This window comes from Pseudomonas sp. R11F (assembly GCF_050312575.1).
Classification (GTDB): domain Bacteria; phylum Pseudomonadota; class Gammaproteobacteria; order Pseudomonadales; family Pseudomonadaceae; genus Aquipseudomonas; species Aquipseudomonas palleroniana.
On the sequence record NZ_JBNPJU010000014.1, the window covers coordinates 15037 to 34282 of the forward strand.

The 19246-nt window shown below is 60.9% G+C and carries 11 protein-coding genes and 1 pseudogene; 9 read left to right on the top strand and 3 right to left on the bottom strand.

Going from position 1 to position 19246, the window contains the following annotated elements; genetic code table 11:
* Window positions 1-48: 48 nt before the first annotated feature.
* A complete protein-coding gene (gene metR, locus ACQRBV_RS03495) occupies window positions 49-966 on the top strand; it encodes a transcriptional regulator MetR (protein ID WP_411985535.1) in 918 nt (305 codons plus the stop codon).
* Between the two features lie 26 nt (window positions 967-992).
* On the opposite strand, the gene ACQRBV_RS03500 is transcribed toward metR, so the two are convergent.
* The 3 genes from ACQRBV_RS03500 to ACQRBV_RS03510 are packed head-to-tail and all read right to left on the bottom strand — an operon-like array spanning window position 993 to window position 3216.
* The gene (locus ACQRBV_RS03500) at window positions 993-1499 is read right to left on the bottom strand and encodes a GNAT family N-acetyltransferase (RefSeq protein WP_060754447.1); all 507 of its coding nucleotides are present in this window, start codon (window positions 1497-1499) and stop codon (window positions 993-995) included.
* Window positions 1496-1906, bottom strand: a complete 411-nt coding sequence (locus tag ACQRBV_RS03505) for an NUDIX hydrolase (RefSeq protein ID WP_060754448.1) — start codon at window positions 1904-1906, stop codon at window positions 1496-1498. Before ACQRBV_RS03505 ends, ACQRBV_RS03500 begins: the two co-directional genes overlap by 4 nt.
* Window positions 1906-3216, bottom strand: a complete 1311-nt coding sequence (locus ACQRBV_RS03510) for an HD domain-containing phosphohydrolase (RefSeq protein ID WP_060754449.1) — start codon at window positions 3214-3216, stop codon at window positions 1906-1908. Before ACQRBV_RS03510 ends, ACQRBV_RS03505 begins: the two co-directional genes overlap by 1 nt.
* 253 nt (window positions 3217-3469) lie before the next feature.
* Here ACQRBV_RS03510 and ACQRBV_RS03515 point away from each other — a divergent pair, with 253 nt between their 5' ends.
* The 8 genes and pseudogenes from ACQRBV_RS03515 to ACQRBV_RS03550 all read left to right on the top strand — a co-directional run bounded on the left by ACQRBV_RS03515 (window position 3470) and on the right by ACQRBV_RS03550 (window position 19229).
* On the top strand, window positions 3470-5344 hold the full coding sequence (locus ACQRBV_RS03515; protein ID WP_411985534.1) for a putative bifunctional diguanylate cyclase/phosphodiesterase: 1875 nt from the start codon (window positions 3470-3472) through the stop codon (window positions 5342-5344).
* Window positions 5345-5401: 57 nt separating this feature from the next.
* Window positions 5402-6328, top strand: a complete 927-nt coding sequence (locus tag ACQRBV_RS03520) for a cytochrome-c peroxidase (RefSeq protein WP_411985542.1) — start codon at window positions 5402-5404, stop codon at window positions 6326-6328.
* The gene (locus ACQRBV_RS03525; protein WP_104995629.1) at window positions 6325-8139 is read left to right on the top strand and encodes a DAHL domain-containing protein; all 1815 of its coding nucleotides are present in this window, start codon (window positions 6325-6327) and stop codon (window positions 8137-8139) included. Before ACQRBV_RS03520 ends, ACQRBV_RS03525 begins: the two co-directional genes overlap by 4 nt.
* Complete coding sequence (locus ACQRBV_RS03530) at window positions 8136-9515, top strand: ATP-binding protein (protein ID WP_090366506.1); 1380 nt, start codon at window positions 8136-8138, stop codon at window positions 9513-9515. The genes ACQRBV_RS03525 and ACQRBV_RS03530 overlap by 4 nt, the downstream gene beginning before the upstream one ends.
* A 54-nt stretch (window positions 9516-9569) precedes the next feature.
* A pseudogene (locus ACQRBV_RS03535) lies at window positions 9570-9756 on the top strand (hypothetical protein); the annotation flags it as partial.
* On the top strand, window positions 9753-11372 hold the full coding sequence (locus ACQRBV_RS03540; RefSeq protein ID WP_198760405.1) for an FMN-binding glutamate synthase family protein: 1620 nt from the start codon (window positions 9753-9755) through the stop codon (window positions 11370-11372). The pseudogene ACQRBV_RS03535 and the gene ACQRBV_RS03540, both read left to right, overlap by 4 nt.
* Window positions 11373-11537: 165 nt before the next feature.
* On the top strand, window positions 11538-12668 hold the full coding sequence (locus ACQRBV_RS03545) for an OpgC family protein (protein WP_090366509.1): 1131 nt from the start codon (window positions 11538-11540) through the stop codon (window positions 12666-12668).
* A 108-nt stretch (window positions 12669-12776) separates the two neighbouring features.
* Complete coding sequence (locus ACQRBV_RS03550) at window positions 12777-19229, top strand: NEL-type E3 ubiquitin ligase domain-containing protein (protein ID WP_411985533.1); 6453 nt, start codon at window positions 12777-12779, stop codon at window positions 19227-19229.
* The last annotated feature ends 17 nt before the right edge of the window (window positions 19230-19246 follow it).

Sequence of the window (19246 nt, forward strand, 5' to 3'; positions counted from 1 at the left end):
AACTCAACTTAATTAATGTGTTGGCAAGTTTTACTCATGGAGGCCCTGGTGCTGGAAATTCGTCACCTCAAGACCCTGCACGCTTTGCGCGAAGCCGACAGCCTGGTGGAAGCCGCCGAGCGCCTGCACCTGACGCAATCGGCACTGTCCCACCAGTTCAAGGAACTGGAAGAACGCCTGGGCATGCCACTGTTCGTGCGCAAGACCAAGCCGCTGCGTTTCACCAGCGCCGGCCTGCGCCTGCTGCAATTGGCCGACGCCACCCTGCCCTTGCTGCGCGGTGCCGAGCGCGATATCGCACGGTTGGCCGGCGGCACCGCCGGGCGTCTGCACATGGCGATCGAGTGCCATAGCTGCTTCCAGTGGCTGATGCCGACCACCGACCAGTTCCGCGACGCCTGGCCGGAAGTCGAGCTGGACCTGGCCTCGGGTTTCGCCTTCGCCCCGCTGCCGGCCCTGGCCCGTGGCGATCTGGACCTGGTGGTGACCTCAGACCCGCTGGAACTGCCGGGCATCACTTATGTACCACTGTTCACCTACGAAGCCATGCTGGCGGTCGCCAACCAGCATGCGTTGGCGAACAAGTCCTATATCGTGCCGCAAGACCTGCTCAGCGAAACCCTGATCACCTACCCGGTGGAGCGTGACCGTCTGGATATCTTCACGCGTTTCCTGGAACCGGCCGACGTCGAACCGGCCCAGGTGCGCACCTCGGAATTGACGGTGATGATGATGCAGTTGGTGGCCAGCGGCCGTGGCGTCTGCGGCATGCCTCATTGGGCGCTGCATGAGTACAGCTCGCGGGGTTACGTGAAGGCCAAGCGCCTGGGCGAGAAAGGTTTGTTTGCGACGCTGTATGCCGGGATTCGCGCCGACATGCTGGATGCGCCGTATATGCGCGACTTCTTGCTGACGGCCAAGGACACATCGTTTTCGACGCTGGATGGGGTCAGCGCCGTTCGATAAACGACGCGGAGCAGCACCGTGGCTGATCACTGACCTTTCAATTCACGCCACATGTGGATTTTGTCGAAATACTCGATGCCCACCCGCACCGCCAACGGCTCCAGGCCGTATTGGATAAACCCGCACCGCTGGTACAACGCCAAGGCTGCATCGTTGCCGGCGGTGACGGTCAGTTGAATCACTTTGAGGCCGGGCTGGCGGCGTGCGTCATCGAGCGCCGCTTCCACCAATTGACGGCCAAGCCCCTGCTGCTGATGCGCCGCGCTCACGTACATACCGAACAGGGTCACTTTGTGCCGAGCCTTCTCGCGGGGTTCAAAGGCCAGGCCGACAATCCCGGCCAGCTCATCACCGTCGAACCCACCCAGCAACCGATCCAGCGGGCTGGAAAGGCGCTTTTCCCACCAGCTCGACGGCATCGCTGCACGCTCGGCCACGCTGGAGGTGAACGCCTGTGGATAGGCGCCGTAGGCCTCCAGCATCAACTCGCGATACGCGGTGGCGTCGCCGGCCACCAGCGGGCGAATCTTCATGCCGTCAGCGACTGGCGATAGAACGGCAGGATCAGGTCACGCGTCAACGGCGCCAAGTGCAGGCCGCCGTCGCCCATGGGGTCGATCCAGCGCACCTCCTCGATTTCCGCCGCGGGCACCACCGCCACGTCGATGTGTACCTGGAACAACTCGGCGTGCACGGTAAAACCGGGCTCATTGGCGGCCGGGGCCGAGAAGTGGCCGAGGTAAAGGGCCTGGCTGGGGTCGATGTGCAAGTTGAGTTCTTCATGCAGCTCGCGCGCCAGGGCCTGGGCCGGTTGTTCCCCGGCGTCGATCTTGCCGCCCGGTTGCATGAATGCCTGGGTGCCGCGCTTACGCACCAGCAAGGTCTGGCCGTCGCGGCCGATCAGGAGGGCGGCGGCAATACGAATGGTTGAAAGGCTCATTAAAGAATGGGGGTCTCTTCGGGTAGTTTGATAAATACGCTGTATTTGGCGCCTTCCATCGCTTCGAACGCGATCAGCTTTTCCACCAGCGGCAGGTTCAACACCTTGCCGGCGTTGAGCAGCAGCATGCCGTTATCGGCATTGAGGTTGCGCGCCAGGACCATGCCGGCTTCCAGGTCTCGGGTGGAAAGGACTTTGACGCTGGGGTCGCCCAGGGTCACATCGCTCAAAAAAGTGGCGCAGGCTTTGACGAAGTCTTCGACCAGTGCCGGATCGTACAGGCGCCCGGCATACTTGCGGATATACAGCAGCGCTTCGTCGCTGTTCAGATACCGCTCAAGGATCAAGCCCTTTTGCAGTTCGATGAAGTCCACCGCCAGCTTCAACAGGCGTGAGCCGAACGGAATCGCCTCCTCCTTGAGATGGTCGGGAAAACCCGTACCGTCCCAGCGTTCCTGGTGATGCCGAATGAGCCGCGCCGCATCCTTCATCGGCTCCAGGGTCATCAACAGCGACTCGCTTTGCGTCGGGTACGCGCGATACAACTCACGGTCGGTGCTGTGCAGCCTGTCCGACGGCGCAACCATCATGCCGTCGGTCCAGCTCAGCTTGCCGATGTTGTACAACGCGGCGGCCATCGTCAGGTCGCGGGTACTGGCTTCATCCATCGACTGGGCGGCGCAATACACCCGAATCAGCTCGATCAAGGCGCGGTTGGTCTGCTTGTCCTTGGGCAGGCGCAAGTTGGCCAGCAGCGAGAACACCTCAGTGCCCGTCACGTAGCTGCGCTTGAGCTCTTCGTAGGCCAGGTCAAGCATGTCGGCGGTCTGTTGCAACTCGGAGGTGCGCGCCGCCACGCGTTTTTCCAGTGTGCTGTTAAGCACCTTGAGCTGTTCATTCTGCTGCTGGGTCAAGCGCTCCAGGCGCTGGTGCTCAAGGCACTGATTGAGGACCAACTGCAATTCGTCGTCATTCCAGGGCTTGCTGATGTAGCGGTGAATCTGGCCCTCGTTGATCGCCTTGATGATGGTTGCCACATCGGCATAACCCGTCAACAAAATGCGGCTGGTGGCGGGATACAAACGATGCACTTCGGCCAGGAGCTGCGCGCCGTCCATTCCGGGCATGCGCGCATCGCTCATCACCAGGTCGACGTGCCGCCCGGCCAGAATCTCCAGCGCCTGGGCACCACCGCCGGCCAGCAGTATTTCGTAGGGCTGAGTACGCAACAGGCGGCGCAAACTGTTGAGGATCGATTCTTCGTCGTCGACCAGCAAAACGACGGATTTCGTAGCGAGCTGTTCATCCATGGTGACTCTGCCTTCAAATAAAACAAAGTTGAGCTAAATTGAACCCTCGTGTCATACCTTGCGCCTTCGCTTGTAGGCAAGGTGGACTCACGCTGCAGGTCATCGCGCGGCAAACGCGTTAATTTGACGCCAACTGGCCGTCGATATCAAGCGAGCTCGACTATGCTGTCAGAGCAACTCGCCCCCCACTCAGAGGTGAAGCCAAGGAAGGAGCCGTTATGCAATCGAGCCTTTTGCCTGTGCGGAGCGCGCCATGAACATCGACCCGGGACGGGCCAACCGTCGCATCCTGATCGTCGATGACACCGCCTCGATCCACGAGGACTTTCGCAAGATCCTCTGCGCCGAAGCAGAGGGCGAAAAGTCCCTGGACAGCCTCGAAGCAACGCTTTTCGGCACCTCCGCGCCCGTGCGCCAGGCGTTTGTGCTGGACTCGGCCTATCAGGGCCAGGAAGCCCTTGAGCTGGTGAACAGAGCCCTGGCACAGCAATCCCCCTACGCCATGGCGTTTATCGATATGCGCATGCCTCCGGGCTGGGATGGCTTGCAAACCATCGAACAGCTATGGAACGTCGATCCCAAGCTGCAAATCGCACTGTGTACTGCCTATTCCGATTATTCCTTCGAGGCCATCGAAGCGCGGCTGAAGTACAACGACCAATTGCTGATCCTGAAAAAACCCTTTGATCACCTGGAAATCCGCCAGATGGCCAGTGCCCTCACCTGGAAATGGCAACTGGCCCAGGATGTCGCCCTGAAGATGATCGACCTGGAGCGCACCATCGAGGAACGGGTGCAGGAATTGCTCAAGGTCTCGCGCCTGTTGCAATACGACACGCTCACCGACCTGCCCAACAGCACATTGCTGGGGGACCGTCTGTCCCAGGCGATTGCCCTGGGCCGACGGCACGAGACCCAGCTGGCGGTGGTCTTTATCGGCCTGGACCGTTTCAAACGCGTCAACAATGCCTGGGGCTACCCGGTGGGCGATGAAGTGCTGCAACAGGTCAGCCAAAGCCTGCTGGAGGCCGTGCGGGAATCGGACTCGGTGTTCCGTTATGGTTCTGACCAGTTCGTGGTCCTGCTCAACGATGTCCAGAATCTCCAGCAAACCCAGCATATCGCGCAAAAATTTCTCAATGCCATCAGCGTGACCCGCCATGTGGCCGGGCATGACCTGAGCGTCACCGCCAGCCTGGGCATCAGCACTTACCCCAATGACAGCGGCTCGGCGGTGGAGTTGATCAAGCACGCTGAAACCGCCATGCACAACAGCAAGGAACTGGGGCCGAACGACTTCCGTTTTTACACTGAAGATATGAACCTGCGCGCGCAACGCCAACAGGGCCTGGAAAGCGCGATCCGCCAGGCATTGGAGCGTGATGAATTTGTATTGCATTACCAACCGAAGCTGGATTTGAAGTCCGGGCACATCGTTGGCGCCGAAGCATTGATCCGCTGGTTCCAGCCACGCTCCGGCTGGGTCAGCCCCGCCGAATTCATTCCGGTGGCCGAAGACTGCGGGCTGATCGTGCCCCTGACGAAATGGGTACTGCGTCGCGCCTGCGAGCAGGCTCAAGCCTGGAACGCCCTGGGCCTGAACCCGCTGAGTATCTCGGTGAATATCTCCTCGATCGACTTCCGCCAGCGCGACTTCGTTGAGAACCTGGCCGCCATTCTCAAGCAGACCGGGCTGCCCCCGGCCCAGCTGGAACTGGAGATCACGGAAAGTGTGTTGATGCAGAGCGTCGACACCACCGTCATCACGTTGAACCGGATCAAAGCCATGGGTGTCCGTCTGGCCCTGGACGACTTCGGCACGGGCTATTCCAGCCTCAGCTACCTGCGGCGCTTCCCCATCGATGTGTTGAAAATCGACCAGTCATTCATTCGCGGCCTGATTGTGAACAATCAGGATGCGCAGTTGATCAGCGCGATCATCGGCATGGGTAAAAGCCTGGATTTGAACATTATCGCCGAAGGGGTAGAGTCCCTCGAACAGCTGAAATTCCTCCAAGCCGAGCGATGCGAGGAAGGCCAGGGTTTCCTGTTCAGCAAGGCAGTGCCTGCGCAGGACTTCATCTTGTTGCTGCAGGCGGGCAAAGCCAGCCTGATGCCCGATCATTAGTCGTTTGCAAGGAGTGCGCGATTGAAAGCAGTGTCAACCTGCGGGCTTGTCCTGGCGATGTGGCTGGGCCTAGGCGCGCCGCTGATGGCCGCGCCGCTGGACGAAGCGCTCAAACCGCTGCCGCCGGTGCCCACCCTGGATCCGGCCAAAGTCGAGCTGGGCCGCCAACTGTTCAATGAGCCACGCCTGTCGGTGAATAACACATTGTCCTGCGCCAGCTGCCATCGCCTGGAAACCGGAGGGGCCGACAACAAGGCATTCTCCCTGGGCTTCGATGGCAAGCCGCTCGGTATCAACACGCCGACCGTGTTCAACGCCAGCCTGAACTTCAAACAGTTCTGGAATGGCCGGGTAGACACCCTGGAAGCCCAAGCCGAACACGTGGTCATCAACCCGATGGAAATGGGCAGCGACTGGAAAACCGTGGTGCAGAACCTGGCCGCCATGCCCCTCTACGCGTCTGCATTTTCCAAGGCCTACCCGGATGGCATCACCGCCGCCAACGTGCAAGACGCCCTGGCGACTTATGAACGTACGCTGCTCACCCCCAACTCACGGTTCGATCAATACCTGCAGGGCAACACCGAGATTTTGACGATCCAGGAAAAGTATGGTTACCAGCGCTTCAAGGATTACGGCTGCATCGCCTGTCACCAGGGCGTGAACATCGGCGGCAATATGTTCCAGAAGTTCGGCGTGATGGGCGATTACTTCAAGGCCCGCGGCAACCCGCTCGAATCGGACCTGGGCCGTTACCTGGTGACCCAGGATGAAGAAGACCGTCACGTGTTCAAGGTGCCCAGCCTGCGCAATGTCGCGGTCACTGCGCCGTACTTCCACGACGGCTCGGCCAAGACCCTGGAGGACGCGGTGGATGTCATGTTCAAGTACCAACTGGGGCGCACCCCTTCCCAGGACGACAAAGACCTGATCATCCAGTTTCTCAAGACCCTGACCGGCCAATGGGAGGGTAAGCCACTATGACCCTGTCTCGCAGCCATACCAGCACCCTGCTGCTCACCCTGATGACCTTGGTTCTGGCCTCGATCCTGGTGTTTCTGTACCTCAAGTCAACCCGCGACCAGACCGCCACTTACACCCAGTCCCGGGACCTGATCCGGCAACTGCAGCAACTCAATGCCCAGTGGGACAGTGAGGTGCTCAAGGCCAGGATCTCCATTACCCGTAACTACGACCCGCTGGTCTCGCCTTTGCTGGAAATGACCCGGATATGGGCCGATCTGAAAAACCGAGAGTCTTACCACGACAGTGCCGACCTGGCTGGCTGGCAAGCCAGCCAGCAAGCCTACGAAGCCGCCCTCCAGGAAAAAGCCCGGCTGGTGGACCAGTTCAAATCCCACAACGCGGTGCTGCGCAATTCCCTCGCGTTCCTGCCGACCGCCGAAGACGACATCCAGGCCCAATTCAACCGCGTTGAAGATGAAAGCAAGCTGCATGTACAAAGCGTGGCCACCGACACCTACGACCTGCTGCTCAGCAGCCTGGAGTTCGCCCAGGTCACCAGCGATGAGCGGGCGGCGGATATTCTGGTGGGCCTGGGCAAACTGGCGATCAACAAGGAAACCCTGCCCAGTGAGTTTCGGGCGCCAGTCGACATCCTGAGTAATCATATTGAGTTGATCCTGCGCGAGCAGCCGCTGGTCAATGGCCTGCTTGAGCGCATTGCCGCGGTCCCGGTGGCCGAAAGCCTGGAGAACCTGAGCACCCATCTCGACCAGGACCAGCAGGCGTCCGATTGGGTGGACCATCAGTACCATCGCTACCTGCTGATCTTCTCGACCCTGCTGGTGGTGATGCTGCTCTACTTGGCGGTGCGCCTGTTACGCAGTTTCGCCGAGGTCAACCGGGTCAACCGCGCCTTGCAGGCGGCCAACGAAACCTTGGAGCAACGCGTGGAACGGCGCACCCAACAGCTCAAGGATGCCCAGAGCGAGTTGATGGACAGCGCCCGCCAGGCCGGCATGGCCGAGATCGCCACCAACGTGCTGCACAACGTCGGCAACGTGCTCAACAGCGTGAATATCTCCGCCGACCTGGTCGCACGCAAACTGCGCAGCAGCAAAGCCCAGGGCTTGGGCAAAGCCATGCAGTTGATCAATGAGCACCCGCACGACCTGGGCACCTTCCTGAGCGAAGACGAAAAAGGCAAGTTGCTGCCCAACTACTTGAACCAACTGGTGGACGCCATTGCCGTTGAACAGCAAGGCATGGCTGAAGAACTGGCGCAACTGAGCAAAAGTGTCGATCACATCAAGGACATCGTTTCCACGCAGCAATCCTATGCCGGTGTCGCAACCCCGCTGGAGCCGGTCCAGATCAGTACCTTGATGGAAGATGCCTTGCGCATGAACGCCGGCGCACTGAGCCGTCACCACGTCACGGTGGTCAAGGAGTTCGCGCCGGTACCGGAGGTGATGGGCGACAAACACCGGCTGCTGCTGATCATGGTCAACCTGATCAGCAACGCCAAGTACGCCATGTCCAACCTCAGCGACCGGCCACGGCAGATGACCCTCGCGGTCCGGACGCAGGGTGACGACATGCTGGAGATCAGTGTAAAAGATGAAGGCGAAGGTATACCGGCCGAAAACATGACGCGCATCTTCACCCACGGTTTCACGACCCGTAAGGAAGGCCATGGTTTCGGCCTGCACAGTTGCGCGCTGGCCGCCGTTGAGATGAACGGCCAACTCAGTGCCCACAGCGATGGGCCAGGCCAAGGCGCGGTCTTTACCCTGAAAATCCCTCTTACTCCTGCCGGAAGCCCCGCATGAACCAGCCTCCCAACCGGCGCATCCTGTTGATTGATGACACGCCGTCGATTCACGAAGACTTCCGTAAAATCCTGATGCCGCAGGATGACTCCAACCAGGCGCTGGATGACATGGAATCAGCGTTGTTTGGCGACACGAGTAAACCCAAGACGCAGGCATTCGAGCTGCATTCGGCCTATGGCGGCGAAGAGGGCCTGGCGCTGCTGACAACGGCCATGGCCGAACAACGGCCCTACGCATTGGCCTTCGTCGACATGCGCATGCCCCAGGGCTGGGACGGGGCAAAGACCATCGAAGAACTCTGGAAAGTCGCTCCCGACCTGCAAGTGGTGGTCTGCACGGCCTATTCGGATTACTCCTGGGACACGCTGCTGGAGCGCCTGCACGCCCATGACCGCTTGCTGATCCTGAAAAAGCCCTTCGACAATATCGAAGTCCAGCAGATGGCCAATACCCTGGCCAACAAATGGGACATGGCCCGACGCGCCTCGCTGCAAACCGCCCATCTGGAACAGTTGGTGGAGCAACGCACCCAGGCGCTGCAAGTGGAAATCGCCGAGCGCAAGCTCCTCGAAAGCCAGCTGGTGCAGTCCGAGAAACTCGCGTCGCTGGGGCAACTCGCAGCCGGTGTGGCGCATGAGATCAACAACCCGGTGGGCTTTATCTCCTCCAACCTCAGCACGCTCGACAGCTATTTCAACCAGCTGCAACAGATGCTGGACGCCTACCACCATGCCGAAAGCCAGCTGGCGCCGGGGGAAACACTGGATCGGCTCAAGGCTTTACGCACCGAACTGGAGCTGGATTTTCTCAAGGAAGATGTCCCCATCCTCATCCGTGAATCCAAGGATGGCATTGGCCGCGTGGTACAGATCGTCAAAGACCTGAAAAACTTTTCCCGGGTGGATAACGACCAGACCTGGCAATTCGCCAACCTGCAGCACGGCATCGACTCCACGCTGAACATCGTCGCCAGCGAACTCAAATACAAGGCCGATGTGGTCAAGCATTACGCGCCCTTGCCGGAGATCGAATGCCTGGCCTCGCAACTCAACCAAGTGGTGATGAACCTGGTCATCAACGCGGCGCAGGCTATGGGGCCGGAGCGCGGCACGATCACCATCAGCAATGGGGTGGAAGGCGAAAACGTGTGGCTGGAAGTGGCGGACAACGGCTGTGGAATAGCCCCGGAAACCGTGCAGAAGATTTTCGATCCGTTCTTCACCACCAAGCCGGTGGGCGAAGGCACCGGGTTGGGACTGTCACTGTCCTATGGCATCGTCAAGAAACACCGGGGCGATATTTCCGTCAGCAGCGAAGTGGGCAAGGGGACGAAGTTTCGCGTGGTACTGCCGATCCGGCAGACGGCGGCATAGGACGCGCCACGATGACGGTGCTTCTCCTGGCTGAGGGGCATCAGGGCCTGCTATTTGATGCCCAGCGGTTGCTCCAGCAACGAGATCGCTCGTAAGCTTCAAGGCTCTGTAAACCGTGAAAGTCCATAAGAAATACCCGTACAGCACGCAGGGGAGACGATCCCAGTCGCAGCTGTCGTCGATTTTTCTTCAGGCGCAAAACGCCTGGCCGATGAGTCCGAACCCAAGGAACCCCGTATGAGCCTGTCGTTACTAAGCCGTTACGCCTTCTTTGCCGTGTGCGTCATTTTCACCCTCGCCAGCCTCCCCTTTATCGAACACGAATGGTTGTGGCCGATTACCGTGGTCACCGGCCTATTGAGCCTGATCGGTATTTTCGACCTGCTGCAAAGCCCCCACGCCGTGCGCCGCAACTACCCGATCCTGGGCAATATTCGTTATCTGGTGGAAACCATCCGCCCGGAAATACGCCAGTACCTGCTGGAGTCCGACAGCGACGCCCTGCCCTTCTCCCGGGCCCAGCGTTCGCTGGTGTACTCGCGCGCCAAGAATGAAACCGCCGACAAACCCTTCGGCACGCTGATCGATGTGTACCAGTCGGGCTTTGAATTCATCGGCCACTCCATGCGCCCGGCTCCGCTGAGCGACCCCAGCACCTTCCGCGTGATGGTCGGCGGCCCTCAGTGCACGCAGCCTTACTCGGCGTCGGTGTTCAATATCTCGGCGATGAGTTTCGGCTCCCTGAGCGCCAACGCGATCCGTGCCCTCAACCAGGGCGCCAAGCTCGGCAATTTTGCCCATGACACCGGTGAAGGCAGCATCAGCCCCTATCACCGTGAGAATGGCGGCGACCTGACCTGGGAACTGGGCAGCGGCTACTTCGGCTGCCGCACCAGCGACGGCCGCTTCGACCCGGAACGCTTCGCCGTGCAGGCGCAGAACCCGCAAGTGCGCATGATCGAAATCAAGATGAGCCAGGGCGCCAAGCCCGGCCATGGTGGAATCCTGCCCAAGCACAAGGTGACCAAGGAAATTGCCGAGACACGCGGCATCATGATGGGCGAGGACTGCGTCTCCCCGTCACGCCACAGCGCATTCTCCACGCCCATCGAAATGATGCACTTCATCGCCCAACTGCGTGAGCTCTCCGGTGGCAAACCCGTGGGCTTCAAGTTCTGCCTCGGCCACCCGTGGGAATTCATGGGCATTGCCAAGGCCATGCTGGAAACCGGCATTCTCCCGGACTTCATCGTGGTCGACGGCAAGGAAGGCGGCACCGGCGCCGCGCCCGTGGAATTCACCGACCATATCGGCGTGCCGCTGCGTGAAGGCCTGTTGTTCGTGCATAACACCCTGGTGGGCCTGAACCTGCGCGACAAGATCAAGCTCGGTGCCAGCGGCAAGATCGTCAGCGCATTCGACATCGCCAGCGTGCTGGCCATCGGCGCCGATTGGGCCAACTCGGCGCGAGGCTTCATGTTCGCGATTGGCTGCATCCAGTCGCAAAGCTGCCACACCAACAAATGCCCGACCGGCGTCGCCACCCAGGATCCGCTGCGCCAACGGGCACTGGTGGTGCCGGACAAGGCCCAGCGCGTATTCAACTTCCACCGCAGCACGCTCAAGGCACTGGCGGAAATGCTCGCGGCGGCGGGTCTCGAACACCCGTCGCAACTGTCGGCCAAACACCTGGTGCGACGCATGTCAGCGACGGAGATCAAGCTGTTCTCACAGCTGCATGTATTTCTCAAGCCTGGTGAGCTGCTGACGGGTGAAGTGAACGGCGAGTTCTATTCACGTATGTGGCAGATGGCGCGGGCGGATAGTTTTGAGCCCAATGAAGTCGAGGCTGCGTGATATCCCCAAGGCCTGCCCGACATCGGGCAGGCTTTACATTCAGTAATAACCAGCCTTTGCAATCACTTACAAATACCGCCACCCTGCGCCCGCCCGACGTGCGGCGTACGACAACACGCGCGCTCGCCTGTCTTCATTAAACCTATTGTTCAAGAGCCAGCCGCCATGCTGAACGGACGCGACCCGCGCATCGATTTTTTTCGGGGCCTGGCGTTGATCTTCATTTTCTGGGATCACGTCCCCCACAACCCACTCGGCCAGATCACCTTGCGCAACATCGGTTTCAGCGATGCGGCGGAGGTGTTTGTGTTCCTCGCCGGCTACGCCGCCGTATTGGCCTACGGCAAGATCCTGCAACGTGATGGCTATTGGTTCGCCTCGCTGAAAATCCTGCGCCGAGCCTGGGTGCTGTACGTGGTGCATATTTTCTTGTTGGCCATGCTGATGGGCATCGTGTTCTTCGCCAACAGCCATGTGGAGACCCGCGACCTGGTCCAGGAGATGGGCCTGACGCACTTCATCACCCATCCGCAACAGGCACTGACCGACGAGCTGCTGCTGCGTTTCAAGCCCAACCTGATGGACCCGTTGCCGCTCTACATCGTGCTGCTGGCCGGCCTGCCGCTGGTATTGCCGTTGATGCTGCGCCGGACTTGGGCCGTAGTGGCGCTGTCCGCCACGGTGTACCTGCTGGCGCCCTGGATGGGCTGGAACCTGCGGGCGATTGCCGATGGCGTGTGGTATTTCAACCCGGTGACCTGGCAGTTCCTGTTTGTACTGGGCGGCGCGGCGGCGATCTACAGCCAGAGGCTTGAGCCCACTCAACCGCGACCGTTGTTGCAGCAACCCGTGTTTGTGCTGGCGGCGCTCTACGTGCTATTGGCCGGGGTTCTGACGTTGTCCTGGCGCTGGCCTCAGGTGCACGACGCCTGGGTGCCCGCTGCCCTCAGCGACCTGATCTACCCCATCAGCAAGACCGACCTGTCACCCGTGCGCCTGGTGCATTTCCTGGCCCTGGCCTACGTGACCGCCAAGTTGCTCCCGACCACCGGCTGGACGCGCAACTGGCCGGCCGAACAGGTGTGCCGCATGGGCCGTTACTCGCTCGAAGTGTTTTGCCTCGGTGTGTTGCTCGCGCCGTTGGCAGACATGCTTAACGCACTCATGGGCGACACCCTGCTCATGCAATTACTCACCGCCATCACCGGCATGCTGCTGATGGGAGGCTTGGCCGCCTGGATGGAGTTCAACAAACGCCTGGACCAGCGGCCGTTCGTCCACACGCTCGCACGGTAGCCGCGCCAATCGCCCCGTGCCGTTCACGCAAGCTATATAGGTAGCGCCAGCGAACGGTACGGGGATGCTTCCATTTGCCCTCCACTTAACAGTGAAAGGAAATGGTCGATGCCTACCCATCCACCGCTCAATGAATTGTCGGGCGAGCTGCAAACCAGCGAATCCTGGGCTCGCCAAGAGACCCTGGAAATGCTCCGCGAAACCTTCGCACGCTCCATGAGCAGCCTGAGCCATGAGCAACAACGCGACTACGTCAAGCTGCAACGCGAAGCCCACAAGGCCCTGCTGGCCGTGGACGCGCAAAACGCCAAGCTGATCAGCGACTTCAAGGCCAGCGGCTTGGCCCAATTGCGCAGCCGCATCGGCGGCCAGGACCCCGAAAAGGCCTACCTGCACACCCGCTACCTGGAAGAGTTGCAAGCCCCCCTGCCCTGGGAACCGCGCACCAGTGCCATGAACGATGGGCGAGGCGCACGCCGTTTTCGCCGGGCCTACGATACGTGGAAATACCGTGCCCACCATTCCAGCCTGTCGTTGTGGGATGCGGCCTGTCTCAACTTCGACTTCACCACCAGTCATTCGCCCAAGGCGGGGCAAACCTTTGTCGATGCATCGTCGCTCAGTGGCGTGGACGACCCGGATCTGACCGTCGAAAAATTCATCCAGATCAGCCGCGACCTCGACCTCGGCGGCCAACTGCAAACCACCCTTAACGACGCCCTGCGCAAAGGCGGAAAACTTCAGACTCTGCTGCTGGCCAGTGCGCGTGCCAGCCTGGCGTTCGAAGCCCTGGAGGCGTATCGCAACCGGGCCAGTACCGGCGTGACCCGTGAGCTCTACGATAAGCTTAGCCAGGCCATCGACGGCAGCGGCCCCGCGCTTGAATTCGAGACGTTCAGCGTCCGCACCGGCAAAACCATTGCACTGCCCTTGCTGATGATCCGAGTAGCCAGCCTGGGCGTCGTCTCCTACTTTCCGTTCCGCCCCGACGGTGCCTTGCGCTATCACGTGGACGCCAACAGCGCCAACCAGACATTTGTGCAGCAACTCAAAGACAGCCACCGCAAGGGCGACCTGGGCTGGTTTGCAAGGCAACTGCCCACCCCCGAACTGCGCGGGTTCCAGAAGTTACTCAAGGATGAACCGCGCCCGCCGGGCCTGAACCCGTTGGCGGGGTTCCTGTATGACACCTTTCATCGCCTGTTTCCCGAACGTACTCTCGACAGCCTGCGTTTTAGCGCCGACCCCAAGCAAAACCGCAAACACACCCTGGTCGAAGCCCTGACCCAGCGCCAGGTGAAACGCTACCGGGCTAACCTTTCAACCCTCGCCACCGCCCGCTCGGAGCGCGACCTGCAAGCGGTGATCGACGGTGCAGCGGCGATCGCCGATGAAATTCTGCAACTGCTGCTGACCCCCGTGCCAGGTGGCGTCAGCGGGTTGAACCGGGTCATGCAGGCGGTAGTGTTCGGCAGCTTGGGCTACAGCCTGATCACCGGCATCAACGAAGCGGCCAAAGGCGAAGCCAGTCAGTTCGCGGCGGCGCTGAGCGATGTGGCCGACCTTGCGGTCAACGGCTTGTTGATCACCACCGCCGGGCGTGTGCACCGGCAACGCCTGGAGCAGTTGATCCAGCGATTGGGCCAGCCACGCAAAGTCATGCGCAGCGACAGTACCTATGAACTGTGGACACCGGATATTCGCCCTTACGCGGTGCCGGACCAGAACCTGCTCGACGGCCAGCGCATCAGCCCACAAGGCACTTACACGATCAAGGGTCACCAGTACGCCTGGCTCGAGCAAAACGGGCAACGGCAGGTGGTGGAGGTCGACTACGACGCCCGGGCCATGCGCTGGAAAATCAAGCACGGCGATGGCACCGCCTACGCCCCGACGATTGTCTTCGAGCCGGCGCAACAGGTCTGGGTGCTGGACCTGCAAGATGCCCATACCCTCTCGGACCGCCAATTGACCGAGCGCATGCTGCCCAACGGCACCCATGCGCTCACCGATGCCGATATGCACACGCTGCTGCGCAGTACGGCCACCACGCGCGCCATTCTGGACCGCGTGTGGTCGGGCAGCCCTGCCCCCATCACCCTGACTGAAGGGGTACGTCGCCTGCAGGCGGACCAGTTGATCAACCAACTGATCAACCACTTTCACCGGCGCGGACATTGGCCGCCGCATGCCAACAGCCTGGTACTGAGCCTGTTGACTCAACTGCCGGATTGGCCGGCGCAGGTGCTGATCGACGTGTACGACCCGTACGGCACGCCGCTCGAAAGCTACGCCAAAAGCGACCCACCGCCGGCCACATCACAGCGCATTACCCTCACGCGCCGCGATGACGGCACCTACAGCGCCTTGGGCGACACCGGCAGCGGCGCCGTGACCCAGGAGCCCTTGTTTGAATTGATCCTGCGCGCGCAACCCGCCGCCTCGGTACTGGGCAAAGAAGGCAGCCCCAACCTCACCGAAGCCCAGCGCATCGCCCGGATACGCCTGCAAATCAGTGAACTGGCGCAAGCGCGGCGAATCGACCTGTTCAGCGCCCTGACACGCTACTCAGGCTTTGCCCGCCATGAAATCGCAGCCACCGATACCGCCAGGGTGTTTGTTCCGGTCAGGGCCGCGCGGCCGCGGGTGGAAGTCACCCCGGTGTTGAAAAAACTGCGTGACCTGTACCCCCCCTTGAGCTCGGCCAACCTTGATCAACTGCTGCGCGACCAGCGCTTCAGCAGTACCGAGCGGGCGCAGTTCCTGCAGGATGGCACGCTGCCCCATGTGCTGCGTGAACACCTGGAAAACCATCGCACGGCCCTGCGCATCGACGCCGTGATCGATGGTTTGTATCACGCCAGGGCTTTCGATGCGGACACCGATCTATGGGCACGGGAGTTTGCCTCCAGCCTGATCCGCAACACCCTCAAGCGGCACTTCGTAATCACCGAGATCGACGACAAGCCGTATGCCAACAGTGGCCCGGATGACACCACCGTGGAGTTGCGGCACCACGGCGACGGCCATTACCAGGCCTATGACATGCGCAATGCGGGCCTGATCCCGGTATCGCCGAGCGTCGACAGCTTCTACCTGGCCATCGGCTCAGTGCTGCAACCCCACGAACGGCTGAAACTGGGCATGACCTCAGACACCGATGCCCAGGGTTTGCGCAACACCCTTGGCGACCTGATGAGCGCCCAACGCAGCCCCGAAGGCTATATCACCCTGCTCGATCAGTCGTTGGGCCAGTACGCGCAAAGCGTAGTGCTGCCCGCCAACCTGTTACCCGACGCCCTGGGCCTTTACGAACTCGACGGGCAACAGCTGTTGCCCCTGTATGGCTCGCTATACCCGGTGACCTATGACCACAACCGGCTCAAATGGCGGCTCAAGCACCCGCAAAAAGTCGGTGTCGACACGCCCCGCCTGGAGCACAATCGCCGCGGCGCGTGGCGGTTTTCCAGCGAAAACCCACTGTCCTGGGACGACCACCACCTGCTCTATCGCCTCGGCAGCGAGGACTTCAACGTCGACCAAGCCACCGCGCAACACATCCTCAAGCTCACCGACACCCCGTCGCGGGCCTTGCGTGAAGTGCACAGCGCCGGCCTGGCTCCCCCTCCGTTGCTGACCGATACCAGCAAGCGCTTTCGCATCGAGCGCGAGATCCTGCACTTCATCCGCGCCATGACCACCTACACGGCCAGCCGCAGTGCACGGGCTTCGCTGCAATTGCTGTTGGTCAGCGCCTTGCCCGGATGGCCGCGCAGCCATGCCTTGGAAGTGGTCGACAGCCACGGCAAGGTGCTCGGACAGTACCCGAGCCAACTCAACCCCGACGCCGAGAAGATCCGCATCAGCGAGACCGACAGCCACGGCCCCGAGCCGCTGAAAAATATCGTATTGAACACCGCCTTGATCGAGGCACTGCTCGGCGAACTGCCCGCGACCCAGCAGGAACGGTTGTTCAAACTGGCGAAGAAAATCGCCGAGCATGCTCATCAGGAACGCGCTCAGCTATTCGATATCCTCTACCGCCAGAGCGAACAGAGCGGCACGCGCCTGGAAAAGCGCTTGCAGAACCATCATCCGGCACTCCCCATCAGCGCGGCCAAGGCGATTCTGGAGCATGCCAGCCGCCAGGAACTCAAGCAGTTGCACGATCACGACGAGGTCGGCCTGCGCCTGGCAGAACAGGCGCGTCTGACCGCCCATGATGTGCGCCTGAACCGCGCCTTCGAAGGTTTGTACCTCACGACCCTGGCCAACCCCGACAGCGCAAAGATCATCCTGCATTTGCTCAAGAGCGTCCCCGGCTGGCCAGCGGCCCTGCGCCTGGATATCCACGCAGGTACGCCTAAAGGGCGCTTGCTGGAGCATGCCGGGATCCTCGACGGCAATGATCGTCGGGTGCTGGTGAAGATGGACAATGGCTATCGGGCCTACGACGGCATGGGCCAGGCGCTGGGAGAAACCACCGACCTGCTCGGGGGCGTCGCCGACCTGCTGTCCGAAACTGAGCGCCAAGCCCTGGGCATTGACGACAGCGGTGACTTGACCCCATTGCGGCACCGCCTCGCTGACCTCGCGCTGGGCCAACGCGTGGCGATCAAGGCCCTGCTCGATCTGCCGCATATTCCGTACTGGCTGCAGCCGCCGATGGCGGTCAACAGTTCATTCACGGCCTACCCGTTTACCTTGAGCGACCTATGGCCGTTCCATGCCCGCCAGCCGGTGGATCTGGTCAGCAAGGTTCGCGAGATCTACACCAGTTTCAGCGTGGCCAAAGCCAACGCCCTGATTGATGCTCTGGGCATGAGCGAACCCGCCGCGTTGCTCGAACTGGAGCGGCGCAAGGCCGAATACCAGGCCTTGGATTACGGCCTCACCCGCTGGGCGGAATCGCCCCACGCCAACGACGACCCCGCCACCGACCCCTTGGGCATGAACCTCGGCCAGCGGCGCTACCTGGTCGAACAGATCCGCAGCGCGTGGCGTCAGGAAACCCGCGTACTGTATGCCGACGGCCTGCTCGACGTGCACGTGCTCAAGCTGCAACTGGGCGACAACGACTTGCCCGACACCGATTTTCTCCTGGGCACCCAGGGCTTTGCGCATATCGATTACCTGCATATCGCCGGCGATACCTTCCCGGCCACCGGTAATGCGTTTCTGAGCAAGTTCGCCAACCTCAAGTATCTGAAAATCGACTGCATGCTCACGGAGCTGCCCGCCAGCATCACCGCCATGACCCAGTTGGAACAGTTGTTCCTGGCGGACAACAACATCGTGCTGACCGACGAATCCCGGCAACGCCTGGGCACCCTGACCCGCCTGGAAGAACTGCACCTGGATAACAACCCATTGGGCCTGCCACCGGATATCAGCAGCATGCCGAGGCTGACGGTTCTGTCACTGCGCAATACCGGCCTCACTCAATGGCCAATAGGTGCCGAAACCCGCGACGACCTGGGTGCGTTGATGCTTCAGGAAAACCGTATTACCACGCTTCCCGACGCGTTGTTCAACACCAGCATGGCCCACACCAATCGCAATACGGTGTTGCACGACAACCCCTTGGACGCCGACACGCTGGCCCGGATAAACGACTACTACGCCCAGACCGGCGTCAGGCTGGGCGGCCCCTTGCCAGGCATCCAGCATCAACAGAACGTGCCGGCAGACTTGAATGATTGGCTCACCGGCATCCCTGCTGCCGAACATGCGGCCTGCAAGAAACTGTGGAGCCTGTTGAAGAGCAACGAGGACGCGAGCTCCGATGACGCATTTCGCGTACTGAAGGACCTGACCCAGTCTTATGCTTATGTAAAGAACGAAACCTCGAAAAAAGCCCTGACCCAACGGGTGTGGCACCTGCTGAACGCCATGGGCGATTCCACCGAGTTACGTAACGACGTATTCCTCAACACCTACCTGGCAGGCACCTGTGGTGATGGGGCGATCCTGGCCTTTATCGATATGGAGATCCGCCACCTGCGCTACATGGCCAAGGCGCAACCGAACATTGCCATGGCCGAACGCGAACTGCTGGCTTTGGCGCAAAGCCTGTTCTACCTGCGCACACTCGACCAGTTCGCCGAGGACCATCTGAAATCACTGCGCGAGGCCCAGGTCGATCCTGACGATGCCGAGGTGAAGCTGTATTTGCGCATGAGCCTGGCAAAGGAGTTCAACCTGCCGGTGCATCAGGAAGAGTTGTTGTATTCGGCACGGGAGTGGGTCAAGTCCAGGGATATTGCCAATGCCCGGCAGAAGCTGCGGGACATCAGCAAGACCGACGCGCCGCAAACCTCTTTATTGCAGGAAGACTTCTGGCTCGAATACCTCGCCCGCAGCTACCCGGAGCCTTTCAGCACCATTGACACCATCACCCGGCACCAGGTGAATGCGTTGAACCAGGCAGTGGAGGACAAACGCTCCGACACCTACCTGGACCGACGCCAGTCGATTACCGACCAGGAAACTGCCGAACGTGAACGCCTGATCCGTCAATTGACCCAGGCGGCACAACTGGCCAACCAGAGACGCAGCTAACGCCAGGGGAGCGAACT

What these genes read in the sequence shown, in the direction of transcription:
- ACQRBV_RS03500 (WP_060754447.1), bottom strand. Translation starts at nt 1,499, where the DNA reads ATGAAGATTCGCCCGCTGGTGGCCGGCGACGCCACCGCGTATCGCGAG.
- ACQRBV_RS03505 (WP_060754448.1), bottom strand. Translation starts at nt 1,906, where the DNA reads ATGAGCCTTTCAACCATTCGTATTGCCGCCGCCCTCCTGATCGGCCGC.
- ACQRBV_RS03510 (WP_060754449.1), bottom strand. Translation starts at nt 3,216, where the DNA reads ATGGATGAACAGCTCGCTACGAAATCCGTCGTTTTGCTGGTCGACGAC.
- ACQRBV_RS03515 (WP_411985534.1), top strand. Translation starts at nt 3,470, where the DNA reads ATGAACATCGACCCGGGACGGGCCAACCGTCGCATCCTGATCGTCGAT.
- ACQRBV_RS03520 (WP_411985542.1), top strand. Translation starts at nt 5,402, where the DNA reads ATGTGGCTGGGCCTAGGCGCGCCGCTGATGGCCGCGCCGCTGGACGAA.
- ACQRBV_RS03525 (WP_104995629.1), top strand. Translation starts at nt 6,325, where the DNA reads ATGACCCTGTCTCGCAGCCATACCAGCACCCTGCTGCTCACCCTGATG.
- ACQRBV_RS03530 (WP_090366506.1), top strand. Translation starts at nt 8,136, where the DNA reads ATGAACCAGCCTCCCAACCGGCGCATCCTGTTGATTGATGACACGCCG.
- ACQRBV_RS03540 (WP_198760405.1), top strand. Translation starts at nt 9,753, where the DNA reads ATGAGCCTGTCGTTACTAAGCCGTTACGCCTTCTTTGCCGTGTGCGTC.
- ACQRBV_RS03545 (WP_090366509.1), top strand. Translation starts at nt 11,538, where the DNA reads ATGCTGAACGGACGCGACCCGCGCATCGATTTTTTTCGGGGCCTGGCG.
- ACQRBV_RS03550 (WP_411985533.1), top strand. Translation starts at nt 12,777, where the DNA reads ATGCCTACCCATCCACCGCTCAATGAATTGTCGGGCGAGCTGCAAACC.